The sequence below is a fragment of the Chromatiales bacterium genome (genome assembly GCA_024234935.1).
Classification (GTDB): domain Bacteria; phylum Pseudomonadota; class Gammaproteobacteria; order Steroidobacterales.
Map to the genome: position 1 here is coordinate 580,925 of JACKNI010000002.1, position 23,943 is coordinate 604,867.

Annotated in this window: 27 protein-coding genes; 9 read left to right on the forward strand and 18 right to left on the reverse strand. The window is 61.6% G+C overall.

The features are described 5' to 3' along the window. Window positions 1-11 precede the first annotated feature (11 nt). The gene (gene grxC, locus H6979_08095; protein MCP5139802.1) at window positions 12-272 is read right to left on the reverse strand and encodes a glutaredoxin 3; all 261 of its coding nucleotides are present in this window, start codon (window positions 270-272) and stop codon (window positions 12-14) included. 16 nt (window positions 273-288) lie between these two features. Next, window positions 289-654, reverse strand: coding sequence for a rhodanese-like domain-containing protein (locus tag H6979_08100; protein ID MCP5139803.1), 366 nt, complete (start codon window positions 652-654; stop codon window positions 289-291). Between the two features lie 164 nt (window positions 655-818). Here H6979_08100 and H6979_08105 point away from each other — a divergent pair, with 164 nt between their 5' ends. Both H6979_08105 and crcB read left to right on the forward strand, forming a co-directional pair. Beyond that, entirely contained in the window at window positions 819-1,958 is a 1,140-nt protein-coding gene (locus H6979_08105; GenBank protein ID MCP5139804.1) for a peptidoglycan DD-metalloendopeptidase family protein, read from the forward strand. Between the two features lie 2 nt (window positions 1,959-1,960). Next, window positions 1,961-2,344 (forward strand): fluoride efflux transporter CrcB, encoded by a 384-nt coding sequence (gene crcB / locus H6979_08110; protein ID MCP5139805.1) that lies wholly within the window; start codon window positions 1,961-1,963, stop codon window positions 2,342-2,344. Window positions 2,345-2,377: 33 nt separating this feature from the next. Here crcB and H6979_08115 read toward each other — a convergent pair whose 3' ends face one another. Then, entirely contained in the window at window positions 2,378-2,866 is a 489-nt protein-coding gene (locus tag H6979_08115; protein ID MCP5139806.1) for an HIT family protein, read from the reverse strand. 62 nt (window positions 2,867-2,928) lie between these two features. Between H6979_08115 and H6979_08120 the strand changes: the two genes are divergently transcribed. Further along, window positions 2,929-3,345 carry a PaaI family thioesterase gene (locus H6979_08120; protein MCP5139807.1) on the forward strand — a complete coding sequence of 139 codons (417 nt, stop codon included), beginning with the start codon at window positions 2,929-2,931 and terminating at the stop codon, window positions 3,343-3,345. A 32-nt stretch (window positions 3,346-3,377) separates the two neighbouring features. On the opposite strand, the gene H6979_08125 is transcribed toward H6979_08120, so the two are convergent. From H6979_08125 to H6979_08150, 6 genes are all read right to left on the reverse strand, one after another. Then, window positions 3,378-3,689 carry a DUF1330 domain-containing protein gene (locus H6979_08125; protein MCP5139808.1) on the reverse strand — a complete coding sequence of 104 codons (312 nt, stop codon included), beginning with the start codon at window positions 3,687-3,689 and terminating at the stop codon, window positions 3,378-3,380. Window positions 3,690-3,750: 61 nt separating this feature from the next. Beyond that, the gene (locus H6979_08130; GenBank protein ID MCP5139809.1) at window positions 3,751-5,274 is read right to left on the reverse strand and encodes a peptide MFS transporter; all 1,524 of its coding nucleotides are present in this window, start codon (window positions 5,272-5,274) and stop codon (window positions 3,751-3,753) included. 22 nt (window positions 5,275-5,296) lie between these two features. Next, a complete protein-coding gene (tatC, locus tag H6979_08135) occupies window positions 5,297-6,073 on the reverse strand; it encodes a twin-arginine translocase subunit TatC (GenBank protein MCP5139810.1) in 777 nt (258 codons plus the stop codon). After that, window positions 6,066-6,434 (reverse strand): twin-arginine translocase subunit TatB, encoded by a 369-nt coding sequence (gene tatB / locus H6979_08140; protein MCP5139811.1) that lies wholly within the window; start codon window positions 6,432-6,434, stop codon window positions 6,066-6,068. The genes tatC and tatB overlap by 8 nt, the downstream gene beginning before the upstream one ends. 24 nt (window positions 6,435-6,458) lie before the next feature. Beyond that, complete coding sequence (gene tatA, locus H6979_08145; protein ID MCP5139812.1) at window positions 6,459-6,704, reverse strand: Sec-independent protein translocase subunit TatA; 246 nt, start codon at window positions 6,702-6,704, stop codon at window positions 6,459-6,461. 125 nt (window positions 6,705-6,829) lie between these two features. Beyond that, the gene (locus tag H6979_08150; protein ID MCP5139813.1) at window positions 6,830-7,276 is read right to left on the reverse strand and encodes a D-tyrosyl-tRNA(Tyr) deacylase; all 447 of its coding nucleotides are present in this window, start codon (window positions 7,274-7,276) and stop codon (window positions 6,830-6,832) included. Between the two features lie 180 nt (window positions 7,277-7,456). Here H6979_08150 and H6979_08155 point away from each other — a divergent pair, with 180 nt between their 5' ends. From H6979_08155 to H6979_08175, 5 genes are read left to right on the forward strand one after another with little or no spacing between them, the layout of a single operon-like run. Beyond that, entirely contained in the window at window positions 7,457-9,244 is a 1,788-nt protein-coding gene (locus H6979_08155; protein MCP5139814.1) for a hypothetical protein, read from the forward strand. A gap of 3 nt (window positions 9,245-9,247) precedes the next feature. Next, complete coding sequence (locus tag H6979_08160; protein ID MCP5139815.1) at window positions 9,248-10,198, forward strand: ABC transporter permease; 951 nt, start codon at window positions 9,248-9,250, stop codon at window positions 10,196-10,198. Further along, the gene (locus H6979_08165; GenBank protein ID MCP5139816.1) at window positions 10,195-11,085 is read left to right on the forward strand and encodes an ABC transporter permease; all 891 of its coding nucleotides are present in this window, start codon (window positions 10,195-10,197) and stop codon (window positions 11,083-11,085) included. The genes H6979_08160 and H6979_08165 overlap by 4 nt, the downstream gene beginning before the upstream one ends. Then, complete coding sequence (locus H6979_08170) at window positions 11,082-12,080, forward strand: ABC transporter ATP-binding protein (GenBank protein MCP5139817.1); 999 nt, start codon at window positions 11,082-11,084, stop codon at window positions 12,078-12,080. Before H6979_08165 ends, H6979_08170 begins: the two co-directional genes overlap by 4 nt. Further along, window positions 12,077-13,051 carry a dipeptide ABC transporter ATP-binding protein gene (locus H6979_08175; protein ID MCP5139818.1) on the forward strand — a complete coding sequence of 325 codons (975 nt, stop codon included), beginning with the start codon at window positions 12,077-12,079 and terminating at the stop codon, window positions 13,049-13,051. Before H6979_08170 ends, H6979_08175 begins: the two co-directional genes overlap by 4 nt. 7 nt (window positions 13,052-13,058) lie before the next feature. Here H6979_08175 and H6979_08180 read toward each other — a convergent pair whose 3' ends face one another. The 6 genes from H6979_08180 to H6979_08205 form a co-directional block, all read right to left on the reverse strand. Next, window positions 13,059-14,510 (reverse strand): potassium transporter, encoded by a 1,452-nt coding sequence (locus tag H6979_08180; protein MCP5139819.1) that lies wholly within the window; start codon window positions 14,508-14,510, stop codon window positions 13,059-13,061. 34 nt (window positions 14,511-14,544) lie between these two features. After that, on the reverse strand, window positions 14,545-15,906 hold the full coding sequence (gene trkA, locus H6979_08185; GenBank protein ID MCP5139820.1) for a Trk system potassium transporter TrkA: 1,362 nt from the start codon (window positions 15,904-15,906) through the stop codon (window positions 14,545-14,547). Between the two features lie 64 nt (window positions 15,907-15,970). Then, window positions 15,971-18,148: a DNA helicase II gene (gene uvrD, locus H6979_08190; GenBank protein MCP5139821.1), complete on the reverse strand. Its 2,178-nt coding sequence runs from the start codon at window positions 18,146-18,148 to the stop codon at window positions 15,971-15,973. Between the two features lie 3 nt (window positions 18,149-18,151). Next, window positions 18,152-19,171 (reverse strand): COX15/CtaA family protein, encoded by a 1,020-nt coding sequence (locus tag H6979_08195; protein ID MCP5139822.1) that lies wholly within the window; start codon window positions 19,169-19,171, stop codon window positions 18,152-18,154. Window positions 19,172-19,180: 9 nt separating this feature from the next. Beyond that, window positions 19,181-19,762, reverse strand: coding sequence for an SCO family protein (locus H6979_08200; protein MCP5139823.1), 582 nt, complete (start codon window positions 19,760-19,762; stop codon window positions 19,181-19,183). 2 nt (window positions 19,763-19,764) lie between these two features. Continuing rightward, a complete protein-coding gene (locus H6979_08205) occupies window positions 19,765-20,514 on the reverse strand; it encodes an SURF1 family protein (GenBank protein ID MCP5139824.1) in 750 nt (249 codons plus the stop codon). Between H6979_08205 and H6979_08210 the strand changes: the two genes are divergently transcribed. Beyond that, window positions 20,498-20,707 (forward strand): twin transmembrane helix small protein, encoded by a 210-nt coding sequence (locus tag H6979_08210; protein ID MCP5139825.1) that lies wholly within the window; start codon window positions 20,498-20,500, stop codon window positions 20,705-20,707. The genes H6979_08205 and H6979_08210 overlap by 17 nt on opposite strands. Before the next feature lie 21 nt (window positions 20,708-20,728). Here the strand turns inward: H6979_08210 and H6979_08215 are convergent, their stop codons facing one another. From H6979_08215 to ctaD, 3 genes are all read right to left on the reverse strand, one after another. Beyond that, window positions 20,729-21,592, reverse strand: coding sequence for a cytochrome c oxidase subunit 3 (locus H6979_08215; protein MCP5139826.1), 864 nt, complete (start codon window positions 21,590-21,592; stop codon window positions 20,729-20,731). A gap of 28 nt (window positions 21,593-21,620) precedes the next feature. Then, window positions 21,621-22,199 carry a cytochrome c oxidase assembly protein gene (locus H6979_08220; GenBank protein ID MCP5139827.1) on the reverse strand — a complete coding sequence of 193 codons (579 nt, stop codon included), beginning with the start codon at window positions 22,197-22,199 and terminating at the stop codon, window positions 21,621-21,623. Between the two features lie 124 nt (window positions 22,200-22,323). After that, a complete protein-coding gene (ctaD, locus tag H6979_08225; protein MCP5139828.1) occupies window positions 22,324-23,916 on the reverse strand; it encodes a cytochrome c oxidase subunit I in 1,593 nt (530 codons plus the stop codon). Between the last annotated feature and the right edge of the window lie 27 nt (window positions 23,917-23,943).

The following is a 23,943-nucleotide window of genomic DNA, read 5'->3' on the forward strand; positions in this document are numbered from 1 at the left end:
CCTCTGATCGCTCAAACCCGGTTCTCTTGCAGCAGGGCATTGAGCCTGCCTGCCCCGTCCAGCGCTGCCAGGTCATCGTAACCGCCCACATGTGTCTCGCCTATGAAGATCTGTGGCACGGTACGCCGACCACTGCGCCTGATCATTTCCTCGCGCAGATCCGGCCGTGTGCTGACATCAATTTCCGTGAAATTCACCTGTCTGTTGCTCAGCAAGGTCTTGGCGGCTGCACAGTAGGGACAGACGGACGTCGTGTAGATGGTGACCTTCACGTCCTGCTCCGGCGTATCAACGCTGCCCGGTGACGAGCAGCTGGTTGTCACGCTGCCAGCTGCCGATGCCACCCTTGAGGCTGAATGCGCCGTCGAAACCCGCCGCACGCAGCGCTTTTACCGCGCGGTAACTCTGGCTGCCATTCTCGCAAACGACGACAATCCCGCGCTTTTTCTTGATACGCCCTTCTTCGCCTTTGGCCAGATCGGCCGGCGCCATCAGCACTGCATCGACGACGTGTCCGGCTTCAAAGCGGGCCTTGTCGCGAATATCGACTACCGTCGCCCCCCGGTTGATCATGCGCACCGCCTCGGCTGTCGAGATCTCCAGCAGGATGCGGGCGCGCAGCTGTATTTCTGTGGCTATTACCGCAATGGCCATGAGCAGCGTCGCCCCCACCAGAAGCGGGTTAGCGGCTATAAATTGAAGAAGTCTGTCCATAGTGCCTGACCTTGCCGGGGCCGCATTATAACCACGTGGACGGCGGAGCATGGCCGGATTGGGGCCGTCGTCAACACACACGCCATCCCCTACACTCCCGCCCCATGAGCCGGTTGCTGCACTGTGTGGGCCTCAGCCTTCTGCTGCTCGTCGCGCAGCCGGTTGCGGCTGCGCGTGATCCCGGCAAGACCGAGGATGAACTGGCCCGGGTCCGTGAGCAGATCCGCAGTCTTGAAACACAGACCCGTCGTGACCAGGCGAAACGGAAGGATCTGGATAAGCAGCTGCGTGCAGCCGAAGATGAGGCCAGCCGCTTGCGTGGGCAGCTGGCCGCCACCCGGCGCGAGCTGGCCGTGGTCAGCAAGAAGCTTGCGGAGCTCAACCGTCAGATGGAACAGACCCGCGCAGAGCTTGATCGTCAGCGGGAGAATCTGGCTGCCCAGCTGCGGCTCGCCCATATCAGCGAAGGCAATGAGATGCTCCGGGTGACACTGAATCAGCAGGATGCGCGTGCGCTCGGCCGGCATCTGACCTGGCTCGGCTACCTTGCCCGTCAGCGCGGTGAATTGCTGGCCTCGGTGCAGGCCAGTCTCGAGATGCTCAATCGTGACCGGGTTGAGGTCGAACAGCAGCAGGCTGCACTCGCCAGCCTCGAAGGCAAACGCAGGCAGCAGCTGGCGGAACTCGAAAAGGCACGCAGTACGCGCGCTGCCGTCATCAGTGATCTTGACCAGCAGCTCCGCAGCAGCAATCAGCAGCTCCGCCGTGCACGCAGCGAAGCCCGCACGCTTGAGAACCTGCTCCGCGAGATCGAGCGTCAGATTGCCCGCAACCAGAAAGGCCCCGCGGTGGTGCCAGGAAAACCGCTCGGCAAGGGACGCTGGCCGGTGAAGGGCAGCCTGCTGGCTGATTTTGGCCAGTCGCGCGCCGGCGGTCAGATGCGCTGGGATGGCGTGCTGATTTCGGCACCTGCAGGCAGCGATGTCATCGCCGTGCGCAACGGCCGGGTCGTGTATGCGGACTGGTTGCCCGGCCTGGGCCAGTTACTGGTGATCGATCACGGCGGAGGCTACCTTAGTCTCTATGGTCACAATCAGGATCTGGTACATCAGGTCGGCGAGCAGGTTGCCGCCGGCGAGGTGATCGCACATGTGGGTGATACGGGCGGTCAACCCCGGCCCGCGCTGTACTTTGAGGTACGGCGCAACGGCCAGCCGCTGAATCCGCACCAGTGGGTGAAATAGCGATGAATTTTCGTGATCTGCTGCTGGTTGCTTCCGGTGGCGCCTTTGGTTCCGCACTGCGCTACCTGGTGAGCGACAGGGTCCAGCATCTGTTCCCCGCCGTCATGCTGCCGATCGGTACCTTTGCAGTGAATGCCACCGGCTCGCTGCTGATCGGGCTGTTTGCGGGTCTGGTCGAGTATCGGGAACTGTTCGGATCCGGTGCGCGGCTGCTGCTCGTGGTCGGCCTGCTGGGCGGTTATACGACATTTTCCGCCTTTTCCCTGGAAACACTGGTGCTGTTGCGCTCCGGGCAGGCGATGACTGCGCTGATCAATGTGTTTCTGCAGGTGACCGTGGGCGTTGCAGCGGCCACTGCCGGTTTCGCAGCTGCCCGAGCATTCTGAAGCACGCCTCGCGCCCGATGATGGATGGTGCAGCTATCGGTTCTCGAGAGCCGCGCGGAGCCGGGCCGCCTGTTCGGCAAGCACCTCCGGATCAGCAAAGCTCCGCCCGTGACTGCGCAGGGGGCGGCCCACGTAGCGCGGAATCACATGCAGGTGGAAGTGAAATACCGTTTGCCCGGCTTCAGCACCGTTGAACTGCATCAGTGTGATGCCGTCTGCCTGGAAGACATCCCGTACCGCACGCGCGATTTTCTGTCCGGTGCGAATCACAGCGCCGGCAAACTCCGCATCGAGTTCGAAAATGTTCTGCGCCGCACATTTCGGGAGGACGAGCGAATGGCCCTCCGATTGTGGCATCGCATCGAGTATTGCGACGGTCCGCTCATCCTCGAAGAACTTCTGTGCCGGCAGCTCGCCGCGCAATATTCTTGCGAAAATATTGTTCTGGTCGTAGGTCACGGCATGCTCCCGCGGGCGGTTCGGGGTTGCACAAGTGCTTTCGGGCACGGTGCGGGCTAGCATAAGAGCCTGGCGGGGCGAGTGACAAGTCAGGTTTGTCGTGCTGCCTGAAAGAGGTGCAGGACTTGAACGAACAACGCATACGTTCCGATGCCAACCGCTGTTTCGTCTGTGGTCCGGGCAATCCACGAGGCCTGCAGCTGCTGTTCCGTATCGATGACACGGACACCTGCCGTGCCGAATTCACGCCGGGACCGGATCATGTCGGCTATGACACGATGACCCACGGCGGCATTCTCTACAGCGCGCTGGACGACGTGATGGCGAACTGGCTGTTTCTCAAGGGCTCGCGGGCACATACGGCACGATGCGAGGTTCGCTACCGTCAGCCGCTGAAAACCGGCACGACGGTGCTGCTGGAAGGCCGGCTGATACGACGCAAAGGCAAGGTTGCCTTCATGCAGGGTCGGGCACTGAAGGCGAGCGACCTGAGCGTCGTCGCCGAGGCCGATGCGAGCTTCATGATTGTCGGCGAGGAATGACGCCGCTGCATGAACAGCGCCACGGACCGGCCTCAGGCCTTGGCCGGTGCCGGCGACTCGAAAAAGGCGATGTCGTAGATGCCGGTACCCTCACGTAGCGGCTTGCAGTCCTTCTGGTACTCATCGCTGTCGTAGAACGCACGGAGATTCTCCATGCCCGGAAACTCCAGGATGATGAGCGCCTTCTTCTCGAGCAGGGTGCCCGAAACGACGCTGGGCGACTTGCCCCTGATCAGATACTTGCCGCCATGCGAGTGCGCGAGTCGCGCAGATTCTTCGGTGTACTTCCTGAAGTTGGGACCTGGATTGGTCACTTCCACCACTGAGACGATGTAAGCGGGCATCGGGCTTCTCTCCCTGATCGATGTGCAGGGCCGCCATTATCCGCGCAGCCTGAACGGTCGGCTATCTGACCTCGCCCATGAGTCTGCGCAGTGGTCGCAACAGCAGAAGCAGCAGGATACCGCTACCGCCGGTCATGAGCACGATCTGCGTATAGAGTGCCGGCATCGCATCGATGGCATCGGTGCTGAAGCGTCCTGCAGCAAGGCCGGCAATCAGGTTGCCGATCGCCGAGGTCAGGAACCAGACGCCCATCATCTGCCCGACATAGCGACGAGGCGCGAGTTTGGTCGTGATGCTGAGTCCGACGGGACTCAGGGTCAGTTCAGCGATGGTGTGCAGCAGATAGGTCATCATCAGCCAGGTGGGCAACACCTTTGCGCCGTTGCCGACCAGGCCGGCTGCCACAATCATCACGCCAAAGCCCGCACCCAGTATCAGCAGGCCGCAGGCAAATTTCACCGGTGTTCGCGGTTCAAGCCCACGCGCTGCGAGCCGGATCCAGAGCGTCGCGAAGACCGGCGCCAGGGTGATGATGAAAACCGGGTTCAGGGTCTGAAACCAGCCGGTGGGAATTTCAAAACCGCCGAAGTTCCGCTCGGTAAAGCGCTCTGCAAACAGATTGAGGGTCGATCCGGCCTGCTCGAAACCGGCCCAGAACATGGCCGCTGCCATGCTGAGCATGAATATCGCGATCACCCGGTTGCGCTCGCCCTGGTCAAGGCTGCCGAATCGCAACAGATAGGCCAGGTAGAGTGCGCCAAACAGGACGATACCGACGGTGGCACGGCCAGCCAGCGTGACGGCATCGACTTCAACGACGCCCGCCAGCAGCAGCCCGGCCAAACCCAGCACGATGGCGAGACCAATCCCCACGCGCCGCCAGGCGCTGCGCAGGGCCGGTCGGTCTGCCGGGTTCTCGGTGCGCAGCGACGGGTATCTGCCTGCCTCGCCGAGCAGTGGCTGGCTGAAATGAAAATAGACGAGCCCGAAAAACATGCCGATCCCGGCAGCAGCAAATCCCCAGTGCCAGCCGAAAAGCGCGCTTTCGCCCAGCGTGCTGCAGATCAGTGGCCCGATCGCAGCGCCGAGATTGATGCCCATGTAGAAAAGCGTAAAGCCGGCGTCACGCCTTGCGTCGCCGGGCGGATAGAGTTCGCCGACAACCGCACTGATATTGGGCTTCAGCAATCCGGTGCCCAGCGTGACCAGCAGCAGCCCGACAAAGAAGGCATAAATGGAGGGGATCGCCAGCGTGAAATGCCCGAGCATGATGACGATACCGCCATACCAGATGGCGCGCCGGGCACCGAGCAGCCGGTCGGCGATCCAGCCGCCGGGCAAACACACCATGTAAACCGCGGCGGTATAAAGGCCATAGATCGCTGTTGCCGTTGCATCCGTCAGCCCCAGACCACCGTCCTCGATGGCCGCAACCATGAACAGCACCAGCAAGGCGCGCATCCCGTAGTAGCTGAAGCGCTCCCACAGCTCGGTGAAGAACAGGGTGCGCAGACCGGCGGGGTGATGCGCACCGTTCAGGCTTCCACTGCGCGCCGCTGCCGTTGAAGCTGAAGTGCTGTTCATTTGCGATCGCGCACAGCCTGGCTCAGGCCGGCTTGTCGCTGACGTTCTCTTTCGCGGGTCGCGAAAGAAAGCGGGCCATCAGGATGCCGCACTCGTAGAGCAGGTACATCGGAATGGCAAGCAGCGTCTGTGAAAACACGTCTGGTGGCGTCAATACCATGCCCAGTACGAAGGCACCGAGAAAAACGTACTGTCGGTTCCCGGTCAGGGTTTCGATCCTCACCATGCCGATCAAGACCAGAAGTACGGTAACGACTGGCACCTCGAAAGCCATGCCAAAAGCGATAAACAGCACCAGTACGAAATCCAGATAGCTGTTGATATCCGTCATCACCTGAACATTCTCCGGGGCCGCAGACGCAAAGAAGCCGAACATCACCGGAAAAATCACGAAATAGGCAAACAGGACGCCCAGATAAAAAAGCACCACGCTTGAAACGAGCAGTGGCACGGCGAGCCGCTTTTCCCGCCGGTACAGTCCGGGCGCAACGAAAGCCCAGACTTGATAGATCACGACAGGGATGGCCAGCATGATGGCCACATAGAAACTTGTCTTGAAGGGTGTGAGGAACGGTGAGGCCACCTCCGTGGCGATCATGGTCGAGCCTGCCGGCAGCTTCGACATCAGCGGCCTGGATACCGCGCTGAAGATTTGCCGGCTGAACGGTAGCAGGCAGATGAAAACAGCCAGCACTGCACCGCCCGCTTTCAGCAGGCGTGAGCGCAACTCCAGCAGATGCGACATCAGGCTGGCTTCAGGCAATTCTTCCGGAGATTCGGCGTGGTTGTCGTCAGCCATGCGGGGGCAGCTGATCCGTCGGCGGCTGATCCGGTGACTCTGCGGCCAGCACCTCCGCAGCCTCAGCGGTGGCAGGCGCTTCAGCTGCCTTCGGGATCAGGTCTTCAGCACCAGGCCGGCTGAATGCCGGTACGTTCTGGGCAACCGCTGATGCCGCAGGCCCGGAGTTGCTGTTTGCGGCCCTGCGTTCTTCGGCTTCGATTTCATCGCGAATCTGATCAGTAAAGGTGCGCGCCATCCGGCGCGCCTGGCCGGCATATCGCCCAAGCTGATCCGCTACTTTTGGCAGTTTTTCAGGGCCGAGGACAACCAGTCCAAGGGCAAACAGCAATGCCAGTTCCCAGAAACCGATTTCAAACATGATCGTGAGTCAGTACGGCGAGACTCAGGCTTTGCCGTGGCGATCTGCTTCGTGCTTGTGATTGGCTGATTCCGAAAACTCGGCATCGGTCTGACCGAGCTGCTTGGGATCGCTGGACCCCTGTTCAGCATCGTTCATGGCCTTGCGAAAGCCCTTCACCGCGCCGCCGAGATCAGTGCCGATGTCCTTGAGGCGCTTGGTCCCGAAAATGGCAATGACGATGACCAGAATAATCAGTAGTTGCCAGATGCTGATGCCGCCGAGACCCATGATGGCTTCTCCCGTGAAAACAAAGCGCGTGCGCAGAATTGCAGGATACCCTATACGCTTAGAATAGCCGGATCGTCGCGCTGCCGGGTGACAAACGTCACAGCTTGGCGCGCGATGACGCCGGTTCAGCCATGTGGAACATGCAGCAAGAACGTCGCCGGACCGGTATTGATCAGCTCGATATCCATATTTGCGCCAAATTCCCCGGTCTGGGTGGGACAGCCGAGGCTTTTGGTGCTTGCCGCAAGCTGTCTGAATAGCGTCTGGCCCAGTTCGGGGCTGGCAGCGGGCTCAAAACCGGGCCGGTTGCCCCGCGAGGTGTCCGCAACCAGCGTGAACTGCGGTACGAGCAGCAACTCGCCGCCTGTATCCCGGAGGCTCAGGTTCATGCGATTGGTCGAATCAGCAAAAACCCGGTATGCAAACAGGCGTTCGGCCATGCGGACCGCCTGTGCCTGGCCATCGGCTCGCTCGACACCCACCAGGACCAGCAGACCGGGCCCGATCCCGGCAATTTTCTGCCCATCGACCCTGACAGTGGCCTGTTTGACCCTTTGCACCAGAGCAATCATTAGTCGTCATTCCCCAAGTCATGCTGAAATTCGCAATTTTATAAATCTCTGCCCCACTTTATTTGATAAATACATAAAGTGGTTTTATACCTGCATTGATATCGCAATAAAAGAATATAAGTGGGATTCATAGAGCATTTAATGCAGTATTTGTCGCTACAATCCATATCGGCCCTGGTTTTGGCCACAGTAATCACCCTGACGGCCAGCTGCGGGCCCGATACATCGATCCGGCAGCCGCCGCCCTCACCGGGACTGAAAACCTACCGCCATGCCATGGATCAGGCGCCCACGAGCCTTGATCCCACACAGGCCGCAAATGTTTATGCGAACCATGTGGTCGTCAATGCCTACGATACGCTCTACGCCTACAAGTACCTCGCGCGTCCCTATCAACTGAAGCCGAATCTGGCTGCGGATTTCCCGGCCGTTTCCGCCGACGGTCTGAGCTACACCGTCCGCATCAAACCGGGCGTCCGCTTCATCGATGATCCCTGCTTTCCGGATGGACGCGGCCGTGAGCTGGTTGCCGAGGATTTCGTCTATTCGATCAAGCGGCAATTCGATCCGAAGAATCAGCCGCAGGGTGCCTGGCTGTGGCAAGGGCGCATCGAGGGACTCGATGAGTGGAAGACAGCCGGGTCCGATTACGACCAGCCGGTGTCCGGGCTGCGTGCGATCGACCGCTACACGCTGGAGATCCGGCTGACCCGCCCCTATCCGCAACTGGTTGATACCTTCGCCCAGGGCTATTCGGCGATCGTCCCGCGCGAAGCCGCCGAAAAGTATGGCAAGGCGCTGGGCGTGCATCCCGTGGGTTCGGGGCCCTTCCGGCTGGTGAGCTACGACTCTTCGCGCGTGGTCATGGAGCGCAACCCCTCCTTTCGACAGGAGCCGGTCGATCTGCAGGCTGAGGGTTACGATCCCGTAAAACAGGCCTATACCGGTATCGAAGCGATCGAGGGCCGCTCACCCCCGTTTATCGACCGTCTCGAGATCGACTTCATTACGGAATCGAGTGCCGCATGGACCTCCTTCAACAAGGGCAATGAGGTTCAATTCACCACGGTGCCCATCGAGCAGATCGACCGTGTACTGGCCGACAAGAACCCGATACGCCTGCAACCGGAATACGCCGCCCGCTTTCACATGTATTCCGGCCTCGAGGCCGGTTTCGTGTTTACCGCCTTCAACATGGATTTTCCCGAGCTGGGCTACAACCCGGATCCGGAACGAAACCGGCGCAACAAGGCGCTGCGCTGCGCGATCATCAAGGCCTACGACTGGGAAGCGCGCAATCAGAGCTGGTACTTCGGTCTGGCGACCTATTTTCCCGGCATCATCGTGCCGGTGAGTCCGGAATACGATCCCGATCTCTCCCGCGACAGCGTGACGCTTGACGTGGCCGGCGCACGCCGACTGTTGCGCGACAATGGCTGGACCCCCGAAAACCTGCCGACGCTCGTGTACGGCACCACGGCTGGCGTTACCGAACGACTGTTTTTCGAGCAGTTTCGAGCCTGGATGCGTGCGATCGGCTTCCCGCACGACAAGGTCGTGCGCAAGACTTATGCGACCTTCGGTGATATTTCGCGCGCCTGGAAGCGTGGCGAGCTGCCCCTGATCGCCAAAGGCTGGGGCCTCGACTATCCGGATGCGGAAAATACCCTGCAGCTATTTTACGGTCCAAACGGCTCGCCCGGCTCGAACGATGCAAACTATCGCAATCCGGAATACGACCGCCTGTACGAGGCGTCTTCGGTCATGCTTGCGTCACCAGAGCGGACGGCAATTTACCGACGCATGAACCAGATGGTCATCGACGACTGTGTGGCGATAACGGGCCTCTCGCGTACCCGGATCTATCTGTGGCACAAGAATGTCATCGCCGTACCTGACCGGGAAATTGTCGGCGGCTTTTTTCTGAAGTACGTTGACGTACTGCCCGCCTCCCAACCCGAAGGCTGATTCGTGGAATTGATGCAGTACGTGCTTCGAAAGATGCTGGCCGGCATCCCGCTGATCCTGGGCGTCACGCTGGTCAGCTTTGCGCTGATGGTCTACTTCGGCCCGGACATGACCTGGCAGCTGCTCGGCAAGAATCCGACCGCGGCGCAGATCATCGAGGTCCGGCATCAGCTGGGCTATGACCAGTCCTTCCTCCAGCGCTATACCGCCTATCTGGGCGAACTCGTCCGGCTGGACTTCGGCAACTCGTCCAGCGGGGAGCCGGTCACGGCACTGCTCGCCAAGACCATACCGGTATCGCTGATCCTGATCCTGCCGGGTTTCCTGCTCGGGCATCTCGTCGGTGTATTGCTGGCCCTGGCGGCGGCGTTCTGGCGGGGGCGCTGGCCCGACAAGCTGATCATGGCGATTGCCGTCATCGGCATGAGCGTGAGCTTCCTGATCGTCATCATCGCTTTCCAGATCGTGTTCTGCTCAAGCGACGGCCTCGACCTGTTCCCGGTGCGTGGCTGGAACGCGGAGTCCTTTTCGACATATCTCGGCTACGTGGCCGTACCGACCCTGGCGACCACCTTTGTCGCACTGGGCTACGAGACGCGCTTTTACCGTTCGGTTTTCGTCGAAGAGATGACGCGCGACTATGTGCGCACTGCGAGGGCATTCGGACTGTCTTCCAGGCGTATCTTCTTTCGCAGCATCTTCAAGAACTGCCTGATACCAATCATCACGCGCGTGATGTTTTCGATACCGCAGGTTGCGATCGGCGGCAGCCTGCTGATCGAAAGCTATTTCGGTATTCCCGGCATCGGCAAGGCGACCTACGAGGCGATCATCACCGGCGACCAGCCTGTCCTGAAGGCGGTAATCAGCCTGACAGCGATCCTGTTCGTGTTTGTCATGACGCTCAACGACATCCTGTACCGGGCCGTCGATCCGCGCGTGTCGCTGAAGTGAACGAATCCGCTTCCGTCGCCGTGGCGCGCGCCGTGATCCGGCGCAACAGCATATGGCGCAAGGTGTTGCGCAAATTCCTCGCGGACCGGACCGGGGTCGCCGGGCTTGCCGCGGTCCTCGTCTATTTTCTTGCGGCGCTGGGGGTCTGGTGCGGCTGGTGGGGTACGGACTGGGCGGATCTCGGCGGCAGCAAGTGGGAGCCGGTCTCGGCAGCGCACTGGTTCGGCACGAACATCATCGGCCAGGATATTTTTTCGCGTGCCATCTACGCGACATCGACCGCTTTTGAAGTCGGTGTGGTCGTGGCGGTGCTGGCCACGATCATCGGCGGCGTACTCGGTGCCTTCGCCGGCTTCTTTGCCGGCAGCTGGATCGACGAGCTGCTGCTGTGGGTAATGAACGTACTCGACGCGATCCCCTTCTACCTCTTTGTCGCTGCGGTTGCGTATTCGCTCGCCGGCAGTCCGTATGCCATGCATGTCGCCATGATCACCTCATTCTGGATCGGCACCGGCCGGCTGGTCCGGGGTGAGGTCATCAAGCTTCGCAATATGGAGTACATCGAGGCAGCCTATGCCATCGGTCTGTCGCGATTCATGATCATCTTCCGGCATATATTGCCGAACACCTCGCATATCCTGCTCGTGCAGGGCTCGATCGCATTTGTCAGTGCGATCAAGGCCGAAGTCATCCTGAGCTTTCTCGGCATCGGTATCCGCGACGGCATGAGCTGGGGCCTGATGATCGAGGAGAGCACCAAGGAAGTACTGGCAGGCTTCTACAACAATTTCATCGCCGCCTCGCTGCTGATGTTCGGGCTGGTCATGGCTTTCAATGCGCTCGCCGATGCCCTGCAGGACGCCATGGATCCGAGGAAAGTGGCGTGAGCGCTCCGGATCAGCCGGCGCCGCTGCTCCATGTGAAGAATCTCACCGTGGAGTTTCGAACCCCGGATGGCACCGTGCGGGCAGTCGATGCAGTGAGTTTCGATATCTGGCCGAATGAGACCGTGGGCCTGGTCGGCGAGTCCGGCTGTGGCAAGACCGTCACCGGCCTGTCGCTGCTGCGTCTGATCCCGTCGCCCCCCGGCCAGATCGTCGCCGGGAGCATCGAACTGGAAGGCATGGATCTGCTCTCCCTCGATGCCGGCGAGATGGAGAAGCGGAGAGGCAGTGAGATCGCCATGATCTTCCAGGAACCCATGACCTCGCTGAACCCGGTATTCACCATCGGCAGTCAGATTACCGAAGTGCTGCGGCGGCACCGGCGGCTCACACAGCGGCAGGCGCGCGAACTGGCGGCAGCGCTGCTGGCAAAGGTCAGCATTCCGGATGCCGGGCGTCGCCTCGATGACTATCCGCACCAGCTCTCCGGCGGCATGCGCCAACGCGTGATGATCGCGATGGCGCTGTCCTGCAACCCGAAGCTGCTGGTTGCCGATGAACCCACGACGGCACTTGATGTCACCACCCAGGCCCAGGTGCTGGAGCAGATGCGCGAACTGCAGAACGAGTTTCGCATGGCGGTGATACTGGTCACGCATGATCTCGGCGTGGTCGCCGAAACCTGCCGGCGGGCGTTGGTGATGTATTGCGGGAGCATCGTTGAAGCAGGCCGGACGGAGCAGCTTTTTTCGTCCCCGCGCCATCCCTATACAGCGGGGCTGTTGGCCTCGATACCGCGCATACGCGTCGAACGCATCGCGGAGTTGCCGGTGATTCCCGGCCGCGTGCCTGATCCCGGCGATCTCCCCGCGGGCTGCCGCTTTGCCGGCCGCTGCACCCATGTACAGCCGCGCTGTCATCAGGAGCGGCCGACCCTGCGCGGCGATACCAACGGCGGCGCTGTCGCCTGTCACTATCCGCTGGGCGCTGCCACATGAACGCTCAGCCATTGGTCGAGGTCCGGGGCCTGAGCAAGCACTTCCCGATCCATGGCGGACTCTTTCGGCGCGTCGTTGCCGGCCTGAAAGCGGTCGATGATGTGAGCTTCGTGATTCATGCGGGACGCACGCTGGGACTGGTGGGTGAGTCCGGCTGTGGCAAGTCGACGCTTGGGCGGATGCTGTTGCGCCTGCAGGAACCCACGGCCGGCCAGGTCCTGTTTGCGGGTGAGGATCTCACGCGGCTCGACCGGCACCAGATGCTGGCATACCGGCAACGGATACAGGCTGTCTTCCAGGACCCCTACGGCTCCCTGAGTCCGCGGCGCACTGTCGGGCAGACGGTGCGCGAGCCGCTGGATGTGCACCGGGTCGGCACGCCCGGCCAACGCCAGCAGCGTGTGGATGAACTACTGGCTTTCGTGGGCCTGAGTGCGCAGGCTGCGCATCGCTATCCCCATGAGTTTTCCGGTGGCCAGCGCCAGCGCATCGGCATTGCCCGGGCGCTGGCGCTGAATCCGCAGTTTCTGGTTGCTGATGAGCCTGTATCGGCGCTCGATGTATCCGTGCAGTCGCAGGTGCTGAATCTCATCGTTCGCCTGCAGCGCGAGCGGGACATCGCCCTGCTGTTCATTTCGCACGATCTGGCGGTCGTGCAGCACGTCAGCGATGACATCGGTGTGATGTATCTGGGTCGACTGGTGGAAATCGCACCGGCCGGGCAGATCCTGACAGCACCCCGACATCCCTATACCGAGGCGCTCATTTCGGCGGTACCGCAGATCGGGCAACGCAAGCATTCACGTATCGTCCTGGGTGGTGAAGTCCCTTCGGCGCGAAACCCGCCTTCCGGCTGCGCCTTTCATACCCGGTGCCCGCGGGTCATGGCGGAGTGCCGGTCGGTGAGGCCGGTGCTGAAGCCGATCGGGAGTGAGGGGAGCGGCTCTGTGGCCTGCCATCTGTACCCGTAGCTGCGGATCACGAGCGCCAGAATGAGGGCGAGAAAAGCACCAGCAGCGTGAATACCTCGAGTCGGCCGAACAGCATCGCGAGAATGCAAACCCACTTGGCTGCCGCGCCAATATGCGTGAAATCCGCAACGACCAGCCCGAGCCCCGGGCCGATGTTGTTGATCGAACTTGCCAGCGCGGAAAACGCGGTGATCTGGTCGAGGCCGGTGCCGACCAGCACCAGCAACATCAGCCCGAACAGGATGATGTAGACGACACAAAAACCCCATACCGCTTCGATCACCCGCGGCGGTACAACAGATCGGCCCAGGCGGACGGGAATTTCCGCGGCCGGATGCACCAGTCGCTGGACTTCACGACTGCCCTGATTGAACAGCAGCAGCCAGCGTATGACCTTCATGCCACCACCGGTTGACCCTGCGCAGCCGCCGATAAAGCCGACCAGAACCAGAGAGAGCGGCAGCGCGCCCGGCCACTGGTCAAAGCCGCTGGCCACAAAGCCGGAACTCGTCATGAAAGAAACGAAGTGAAAAAGCGCATACCGCGCCGACTCACCAACCGTGGCGTAATGTCGGGTGACGGCCAGGTAGCAGGTACCGGCGATGATGAGGGTGCAGAGAATCAGCACATAGGCACGAAACTCCGGATCACCCAGGTAGGCGCGCAGACTGCGGCTGCGCCAGGCGACGAAATGCAGGGAGAAATTGATCCCGGCCAGAAACATGAAGACTACGGCAATGAGTTCAATCAGCGGGCTGTTGAAGTAGCCAATGCTGGCATCGTGCGTTGAAAAACCACCTGTCGACAGTGTTGCAAAACTGTGGCAAACGGCATCAAAGGCACTCATGCCGGCATACCAGTATGCGAGGGCGCAGATTGCCGTCAGGCCAACGTAGATGAGCCACAGGGCTTTGGCCGTCTCGGTAATTCTGGGCGTGAGCTTGCTGTCTTTCATCGGACCCGGCGTCTCGGCGCGGTACAGCTGCATGCCGCCGACGCCGAGCATGGGCAGGATGGCCACGGCCAGAACGATGATGCCCATGCCACCGAGCCAGTGCAGCTGGGCCCGGTAATAGAGTATCGACCGCGGCAGCGAATCAAGGCCAGTGAGCGCCGTCGCGCCGGTTGTCGTGAGGCCGGATACGGCTTCGAAAACCGCGTCGGTCAGTGACATCTCGGGGAAATGGGTGAGCAACAGTGGCAGCGCACCGAAGCTGCCGAGTCCCAGCCAGAAGATTGCCGCCACGATGAAGCCGTCGCGCAGCCGCAATTCCCGGCGGTCATTGCGCGCCGGTAGCCAGGCCAGCAGCCCGAATACAAAAGTGATGGCAAAGGAGTTGAAGAAGGCACCGGTCTGGCCATCGGCGAAGTGCACCGAGACCGCAACGGGCGGCATCATGGTGACGCTGTAGAGCATCAGCAACAAGCCGAGAATCCGCTGAACTACCCGAAAGTGCATGCCTTGATCTGCCGGCTGTACTGCTGCTTCCGGTTCAGGTCCGGAACAACCGCTCGACCTGCTGGATCTGCCGGCGGTCGGTCACAAAGAGGATCAGGTGGTCTTCAGACTGAACGATCGTATCGTGATGGGCCTCAAGTACTTCTTTGCCGCGCACGATCACGTTGATCGTGGCGCCTTTGGGCAGGGCGATATCCTCGATCCTGCGGCCCACGACGCGTGAGTCCTTCCGGTCACCGCGGGCGATGGCTTCGATGGCCTCGGCCCGGCCGCGCCGCAGGGAGTGGATACGCACCATGCCGGCCTGGCGCACGTAGGCCAGCAGCGCGCCGATCGTGATCTGTGGCGGAGAGATACCGACGTCGATGCGCGGTCCTTCCACCAGTTCGGCGTAGGACGGACGGTTGATGAGCGCCATGACCTTTCTGCAGCCCAGGCGCTTGGCAAGCATGGCCGACAGGATGTTTACTTCCTCGGCATTGGTCAGCGAGACGAATACATCGGTGCCGTCGATGTTTTCCTCCAGCAGCAGGCTCTCATCCGCCGCATCGCCCCGCAGCACGATGGCCTTGGCAAGACCCTCGGAGGCGATGCGGGCGCGATCCCGCGACCGTTCGATGATCTTCACCTGGTTGGTCTTTTCCAGGGACTGAGCGACGCGGAAGCCGATGTTGCCGGCACCCGCGATGATGATCTTGCGCACCGGGTCCTCGAGCTTGCGCAGCTCCCGCATCACGGTCCCGATGTCCTGCCGGGCGGCAATGAAGAAGACCTCATCACCCTCAAGCAGCCGGGTCTTGCCGTCTGGCACGATGGCCTCGCCCTCGCGGTAAATCGCCGCAATGCGGGTTTCGATACCCGGAATATGGTCATGAAGCCTGCGGATCTCCTGACCGACGAGAGGCCCGTCGCGGTGCGCGCGCGCGCCCACCAGCCGCACTTTGCCATCGGCGAAGTCGAGCACCTGGAAAGCACCCGGATAGTGGATCAGCTGCTCGATATGGCGCGTGACCAGCTGTTCAGGGCTGATGCAGAGGTCCACGGGTATCCGGTCAGCACCAAACAGGTCCGGCTTGTTGATGTACTCGGCGGAACGCACCCGGGCGATTTTCGTCGGCGTGCTGAACAGCGTGTGAGCAACCTGGCAGGCAATCATGTTGACTTCATCGCTGCTGGTCAGCGCGATAACCATGTCCATGCTCGCGCAGCCGGCACGTTCCAGTGTCGCCGGTGAAGCGGCATGCCCGAGCACGGTACGGACGTCGAGACGATCCTGCAGATCCCGCAGCACAGTCGGGTTGGAATCGACGATGGTGACTTCGTTTGCCTCTTCGCGGGCGAGATGGTAGGCGGCTGTCGAGCCAACCTGTCCGGCGCCGAGAATGAGGATCTTCATGGGTGAGCTCGCGATGCTGTGCGCGGCTGCGAGTTTAACCGTTTTCGCCGCTTCCCTGCCGGGCTCACAGCGTTTCCAGGTTGGCGTATGACATCACCAGCCATTTGGCCCCGGCCGCCTCGAAGTTGACCTGGATCCGGGCATGCGCCCCGGCGCCCTCGAAGCCCAGCACCACGCCATCGCCGAAGGTTCCATGGCGCACACGCTGACCAAGGCGGATGCCGAAGCCGGGGTCTGCCGGCGGCATGCTGCCGCGCTGATAAACAGGCTGCGACACATGCCGCCGCGGCCGCACTTCCTCGATCAGCTCAGGCGGAATCTCGCTGATGAAGCGCGACGCCTGGCGAAAACTGTCCATGCCGTGCAGTCGCCGCTGTTCTGCATGGGTCAGATAGAGCTCGCTCATCGCCCGGGTAGCGCCCACGTAGCACAAGCGACGCTCTTCTTCGAGGCCGTCGCCGTCATTCAGCGAGCGCTGATGCGGGAACAGCCCGTCTTCGAGGCCGGTGAGAAAGACGACAGGAAACTCCAGACCCTTGGCGGAGTGCAGCGTCATCAGCTGCACACAGTCTGTACCGCTGTCGGCCTGTGCATCGCCGGACTCGAGTGCCGCATGAGAGAGAAAGTCCAGCAGCGGTGGCAGGTCGGCATCGCCATCCTCGACCGCTTCGCCTGCGGACCGCTCCTCGCTTTCGAAGCTGCGCGCCGCGCTGACCAGCTCGTCGAGGTTCTCCAGCCGGCCCTCGGCACGATCGCGCGGCTCTTTTTTGTAGTGGCCGATGATTCCGCTGTGCTGAATGACATGATCCACCTGCTCGTGGAGCGCCAGATCGGCGGTGTCCCTGGCCATGCCGTCGATGAGCATCAGGAAGGCCGTGATGGCTCGCCCGCTGCGGCCGTCTCCCGCCGCGACGACCTGCGCCGCACGCCACATGGACAGCGCGTTCGCTTTGGCATACTCGCGGATGGTATCGACTGAGCGCGCGCCGATGCCGCGCGTCGGGACGTTGACCACCCGCTCGAAGGAAGAGTCGTCATCGTGGTTGGCGAGCAGGCGCAGATAGGCCAGCGCGTCCTTGATCTCGGCGCGTTCGAAGAAGCGCTGGCCACCGTAGACGCGGTACGGCATCCCGGCCCGCATCAGCATTTCTTCAAAGCTGCGCGACTGCGCATTGGAGCGGTACAGCACGGCGATCTCGCTGCGCGCGCTGCCCTGCTGGACGCGATCCTGGATCCGGCCGACGACGAACTCTGCCTCATCCCGCTCGTTGTAGGCGCGGTAAAGGCGGATCGGTGCGCCGTCGCTGCCGGCGGTCCAGAGTTCCTTGCCGAGGCGCCCGGTATTGTGGGCGATGATCGCGTTGGCAGCACTGAGGATGGTCTTGGTCGAGCGGTAATTCTGCTCGAGCTTGATGACGCGCGAAGACGGAAAATCCCGCTGGAACCTGTGCATGTGTTCCTGGCGCGCGCCCCGCCAGCGATAGATTGACTGATCGTCGTCACCCACCGCAAAGGGGATGCCCGTGGTGCCGGTCAGCAGTCGCAGCCAGGCGTACTGAATCGTATTGGTGTCCTGAAACTCGTCCACCAGGACATGCTGGAAACGCCGCCGGTACTGCTCGAGTATTGCCGGGTTGTTCTTCCACAGTTCGAACGCCCTGAGCAGCAGTTCGGCGAAATCCACCACGCCGGCCTTGTCGCAGGCTTCCTCATAAAGCCGGTACAGGTGGATGAGCTGCCTGCGGGTGGTGTCACCGTTGTCGCTGAGCTGGCCAGGGCGCAACCCCTCATCCTTGTTGTGATTGATGAACCACTGGATCTCGCGCGGTACCCAGGTCGTCTCGTCCAGATCCAGTCCCTTGATCAGCCGGCGAATCACCCGCTGCTGGTCCTCTGCATCGAGGATCTGGAAGGCCTCCGCCAGCCCGGCCTCGCGCCAGTGACGGCGCAGCAGGCGATGGGCCAGGCCGTGAAAGGTGCCGATCCAGAGATGGTTGACTGGCATGTCCAGCAGATCGTGGATCCGGCTGCGCATCTCGGCGGCGGCCTTGTTGGTAAAGGTGACGGCGAGTATGCCGAGCGGCGATACCTGCTCGACCCGGATCAGCCACGCGATCCGGTGTACCAGCACGCGCGTCTTGCCGCTGCCGGCACCGGCCACGACCAGCAGCGGCGACTGCGACGCGGTGACGGCGTCGCGTTGCGCATCGTTGAGCTGGTCGAGGATCGGAGTGACGTCCACGAGCTATGCCAGGCGCCAGTTCGCGCGAAAAGAGGCGGCGTGGTTCAGGTTGATCACCGCGAGCAGCAGCAAGGCAGCCACGCCGTTGTGCGCGGTTGCGAGCGGCAGCGGCAACCCGAACCAGACGATGCCGGTACCGATAAGTACCTGCAGGGTTACGGCCAAGAGCACCAGTGTGGCGGCCCGTCGCACCGGCGACGCCAGGCTGCGCGCACGAAAGCGCAGGCCGATCAGCAGCAGCGCAGCGAAGGTTGCCATGGCGCCCAGCCGGTGGGCGAAATGGATGGCAACGCGTGACGGCGCATCCAGCACGCCGAATTCGTAGTTGATGCCGAGTCCGCGCCACAGCACGAAGGCTTCGGCAAAATTGCTTTCTTCCGGCCACCACTCGCCCTGACAGGTGGGGATGTCCGGACATGCCAGCGCCGCGTAGTTTGAACTCGTCCAGCCACCGAGGGCGATCTGCGCGATCAGGATTGCGAGACCGCTGACAGCCAGCAGCGACACCCGGCGGGCAGACGGCGCGCCGGCAATTTCGCTGCGGCCAGTCTCCAGCAGCAGCCAGCTCAGCAGGCCGAGGGTCGCAAGACCGCCCAGCAGGTGACCCATCACGATCAGCGGTTTGAGCAGCAGCGTTACGGTCCACATGCCGAGCAGCCCCTGGAATACCACGACGCCGAGCAGTACGGCCGGCAGCACCAGCGGCTGCCGCGAGTCGCGCCGGTTCAGCCAGGCGAAGAGGTTGGCCAGCACGATGACCAGTCCCAGGCTGCTGGCGGCATAGCGGTGAACCATTTCCCGCCAGGCCTTGCCAGCTTCGATCGGTCGCTCCGGCCAGGCCGTCTGCGCTGAACTGCGCACGGCTTCATCTGCCGGCAGCACCAGATGGCCATAACAGCCGGGCCAGTCGGGGCAGCCGAGGCCGGCATCCGAAAGCCGCACATAGGCGCCCAGTACGACGACGATCAGACCGAGACCGGCGCCGAGCCACAGACAACGGCGATACCAGGTGGAAAAATTCATGGTGCGGTCTCAGCCAATCGTGGAGGCCTTGAGCAGCAGGCTCAGGTCCTTGTGCATGTCTTTCATCGATGTGCCGGCAGGAAAACGCATCATGATATTGCCCAGCGGGTCGACGACAAACACATCTGCTTCGCCGTAGCCGCCGAGTGCCGCCAGCACCTTGCTTCCCGTCACGTTACCGTCGATCACGATCAGGTCCGGGTGCGCGCCGCGCATCAATTCAGTATCGGGCGTGCCGCCGGTGCTGATGAAGTAGCGCTGGATACGCGACATGTCCCTGCCCAACGCCTGACGTACCTGGCGGAGCTGATAGAGGGCACGCTGGCAATCGTCAGCACAGTTGCCGTTGCCGACGTAGAGGAGCGACCATTTGCCGGTGAACACAGCCGTCGTACCGCCAGCCAGCGGTATCGTTTCACCGGCCAACGATGGCGGGTTCCCGATCAGGATGCCGTGCGCGACCGATCCCTGCGGCCGCCAGCTGTCACCGCCGTAGTAGTACATATACATGGCCGTGGCAAACGGCCCGACAAACAGCAGCGCCAGCAACACCGGAATCAGCCTCTTGCTGCGTGATCGGATTTCGGGCATAGCTAAGGTGTCCTGAGGTGGCGCCAGGCCAGAATGACAAAGACAAGGACGACAGTTGTCGCCAGACCAAACCATTGTATGGCGTAGCCGAGGTGCGTTTCCGGTGTCATCAATGCGGGCTGCCACTCACGCAGAAAGCCGTCAGCCTCACCGGGGTTCAACAGCAGCTGAAAGTCACGCAAGGGGTAGCCGGTCTGGGCGGAAATTTCTTCCGTCGTCGGGAACAACAGCCGTCGTGGCCAGGGCAAGCCGGTGTAGTCCGTCGCTGGTGCCAGTCGCAATGCGGGCTGCGGCAGGCGGTCAATCCGGCCAGTGAGTATTCGCGGTTGGCTGGACACCTTGATGTTCGGCAACAGTCTGCGGTCGCCGTCGGCTGGTACCCAGCCCCGGTTCACCAGCACGCTGCCCCCGGCGGTGATGAAAGGTGTGAGTACGTGGTAGCCGGGCTGCCCTGCGTGGCTCATGTTGTCGAGCAGCAGCTGATGGTCCGCGTCGTAGTGCCCCTGCAGCCGGAGCAGCTGATAGCGCTGCTCTGCGGGGTCGACTCCGCTCAGCCCTTCGCGTGCCGCTTCGGCTGTGCCCTGCGTGTATGCAGCAAAGAGAATTCGCTTTTCTTCAGCGCGTCCAAGCTGCCAGACGCCAAGACTGCCGAAAAGGGCAGTCGAGATCAGCGTGAGCAGGATTGCCCAAACCGGTATGCTTCTGGCCCCGGACTTTTGCTGCCGACCCGGATCGATGATCAAAGCCCTCATACTGTTGCTGCTCGCCGGGATCATCCTGAGCCTTTTCTCGGGCCTGTTTTTCCTCAATCAGGATCAGGGTGGTTCGCGTCGTATGGTACGGGCGCTGACGGTGCGTATCACCTTGTCGGTGATCCTGTTTCTGGTGCTGATCTATGCCTGGTTCAACGGGCTGATTCAGCCCCATGGACTGGGGCCGGGCTGAAGCCCTGCCGCCGGTCCCTGACTACAGCCAATAGACGAAAATAAACAGGCCGAGCCAGACCACATCTACAAAGTGCCAGTACCAGGCGGTCGCCTCGAAGGCGAAATGTCGCGTCGGCGTGAAGTGTCCGCGCAGCACGCGCAGCAGCATCACGGACAGCATGATGGCGCCGATCGTGACGTGCAAACCGTGAAATCCGGTCAGCATGAAGAATGTGCTGCCGTAGATGCCGCTGCTCAGCTTGAGGTTGAGCTCTGAATAGGCATGACTGTATTCGTATACCTGAAAGCCCAGAAAGGCGAAGCCCAGCAGGACGGTGAGGGCAAGAAATACGGCCAGCAGGCCGCGGCGGCTGTCCTTCAGCGCGTGATGGGCAATGGTGAGTGTGACACCGCTGCTCAGCAGGATGGCGGTATTCAATGCAGGAATGCCCCAGGCGGGCATCGACTCATATTCACCGCCGATATGCCCTGGTCCGTTGGAGGGCCAGGTGGGATCGAAACCCGGCCACAGGATGCTGTTGGTCAGCGGGTCGGACCCGATGCCACCCAGCCACGGCAATGCCAGCTGACGCGCGTAATACAGTGCGCCAAAGAAACAGGCGAAAAACATGACTTCAGAAAGGATGAACCAGATCATGCCCATCCGGAACGACCGGTCCACCTGCGCGCCATAGGTGCCGGCCTCGCTCTCATTGACCACGTCGGCAAACCAGCGGAACACCACCACCAGGACGATTGCGGTACCGGTCAGGATGACCGGCAGTGTCGAGTTTCCGTTCAGCAGCAGCGCGACCCCGATGAAGGTGATGGCCAGTCCCATCGATGCGAAGACCGGCCAGCGGGTGCCGTGGGGAACGTAGTACTTGTCCTGGGTATGGGCCATGGCGATAACTTCCTCGGGCAGTATCCGGTCAGGTTGCGGTTTTGGCAGCAGCAGGTGAATCAACAGGCTGCCGTTGTACAAAGAAAGTGTAGGAAAGAGTTATGCGGTCGACATATTCAGGCAGATCGGGGTCGACCATGAATTGCACGCCCATGTCCCGGCCCTCCCGGGCGAGAAACTTCTGGGACGTAAAACAGAAGCACTGGGTCTTGTGAAAGTGCTTCGCTGCTGTGCCCGGCGCCACGCTGGGTACGGCCTGGCCAATCAGCTCGTGATCGGTCAGGTTGCGGGCATAGAAGCTCGTGTCGTACAGCTGGCCGGGGTGGATCTGCATGGAGGACACATTCGGGTGAAATTCCCATGGTGCCTGCTGATTCAGTGTTGCAACAAATTCAACTGTGACCGTCCGCCCGGCATCAACCCGTATCTCGGCCGGAATGACCGCGGCCGTGGCATTGGTGCGTCCGCCGATACCGGTGATCGCGCACAAGACGTTGTAGATCGGTACCAGCAGAAAGCCAAAGCCAAACATGCATACCGCCATGATGGCGAGCCGGGTCACCAGCCCCCTGTTGCTGCCCACGGTACCCGGGTCTCGCGAACTCATGCGGCAACCTTCAGCGCTACCGCGACGATATAGAGCACGAACACCAGCAGGGCAAAACCACCCACCATCAGCGCGTTGCGGCGGATCCGCCGTTGCAGCTCCGGGTCCGTTTGATTTCGTCCGGTCACTTGATCAGCGGTGGTTCGTCAAAGGTGTGATAGGGCGCAGGCGACGGCACCGTCCACTCCAGGCCCTCCGGATGATCCCAGACTTCCGCAGTCGCCTTCTCGCCGCCACGGATGCACTTCACGACGATGTAGACGAACAACAGCTGTGAAAACCCGAACAGGAAAGCACCGATGCTGGACACCGCATTCCAGTCGGCAAACTGGGTGGCGTAATCGGGTATCCGGCGCGGCATCCCGGCGAGACCCAGAAAGTGTTGCGGGAAAAAGAGGATGTTCACGCTGATGGCCGACAGCCAGAAGTGGATCTTGCCGAGCTTCTCGTCATACATGTGGCCGGTCCATTTCGGCAGCCAGAAATAGGCGCCGCCGATGGCCGCAAACAGTGCGCCGGGTACCAGCACGTAATGGAAATGCGCCACGATGAAGTAGGTGTCGTGGTACTGGAAGTCTACCGGCGCCATGGCCATCATCACGCCGGAAAAACCGCCGATCGCGAACAGGAACAGAAAGGCGACGGCGAACAGCATCGGCGTTTCGAAGCTCAATGAGCCGCGCCACATGGTTGCAGTCCAGTTGAAAATCTTGACCGCTGTCGGAATGGCGATCAGCATCGTGGACATCATGAAGAACATCTCGCCGGCCAGCGGCATGCCGACGGTAAACATGTGATGGGCCCAGACGATGCAGGACAGGAACGCGATAGCCGCCGTGGCGTAGACCATCGACGAGTAGCCAAACAGCGGTTTGCGTGAAAACGCCGGAATGATCTGCGAGATGATGCCGAAGGACGGCAGGATGATGATGTAGACCTCGGGATGTCCGAAGAACCAGAAGATATGCTGGAACAGGACCGGGTCGCCGCCGCCCGCTGCCTGGAAGAAGCTGGTACCGAAGAAGCGGTCGGTCAGCAGCATGGTCACGCCGCCAGCCAGTACCGGCATGACCAGAATCAGCAGATAGGCCGTGATCAGCCAGGTCCAGACGAACATCGGCATCTTGAGCAGGGTCATGCCCGGTGCGCGCATGTTCATGACGGTCACGATGATGTTGATGGCGCCGAGGATTGACGACATGCCGAGCAGGTGTACGGCAAAAATCGCGAAGGCCAGTGCATTGCCTGTCTGCAGTACCAGCGGCGGATAGAGCGTCCAGCCGGCGGCCGGGCCGCCGCCGTCCATGAACAGTGTGGACAGCAGGATCGTTCCGGCAAAGGGCAGAATCCAGAACGACCAGTTGTTCAGCCGCGGCAGCGCCATGTCCGGCGCGCCGATCATCATCGGGATCATCCAGTTCGCGAAGCCGACGAAGGCCGGCATGATCATGCCAAAGACCATGATCAGCGCATGCATTGTGGTCATCTGGTTGAAGAATTCCGGATTGACGAACTGCAATCCGGGCTGAAACAGTTCGGCGCGAATCACCAGCGCCATTGCGCCACCGACGAACAGCATCACCAGAGCGAACAGCAGATAGAGGGTGCCGATGTCCTTGTGATTGGTGGTAAACAGCCAGCGGCTCAGGCCGTGGGCCGGGCCATGACTGTCATGCGCATGGTCCAGCGCGCCGTGGCTCTCGGTGATGGTGGTCATTGCTGGTTGCTCCGTATCAGTTCTGTT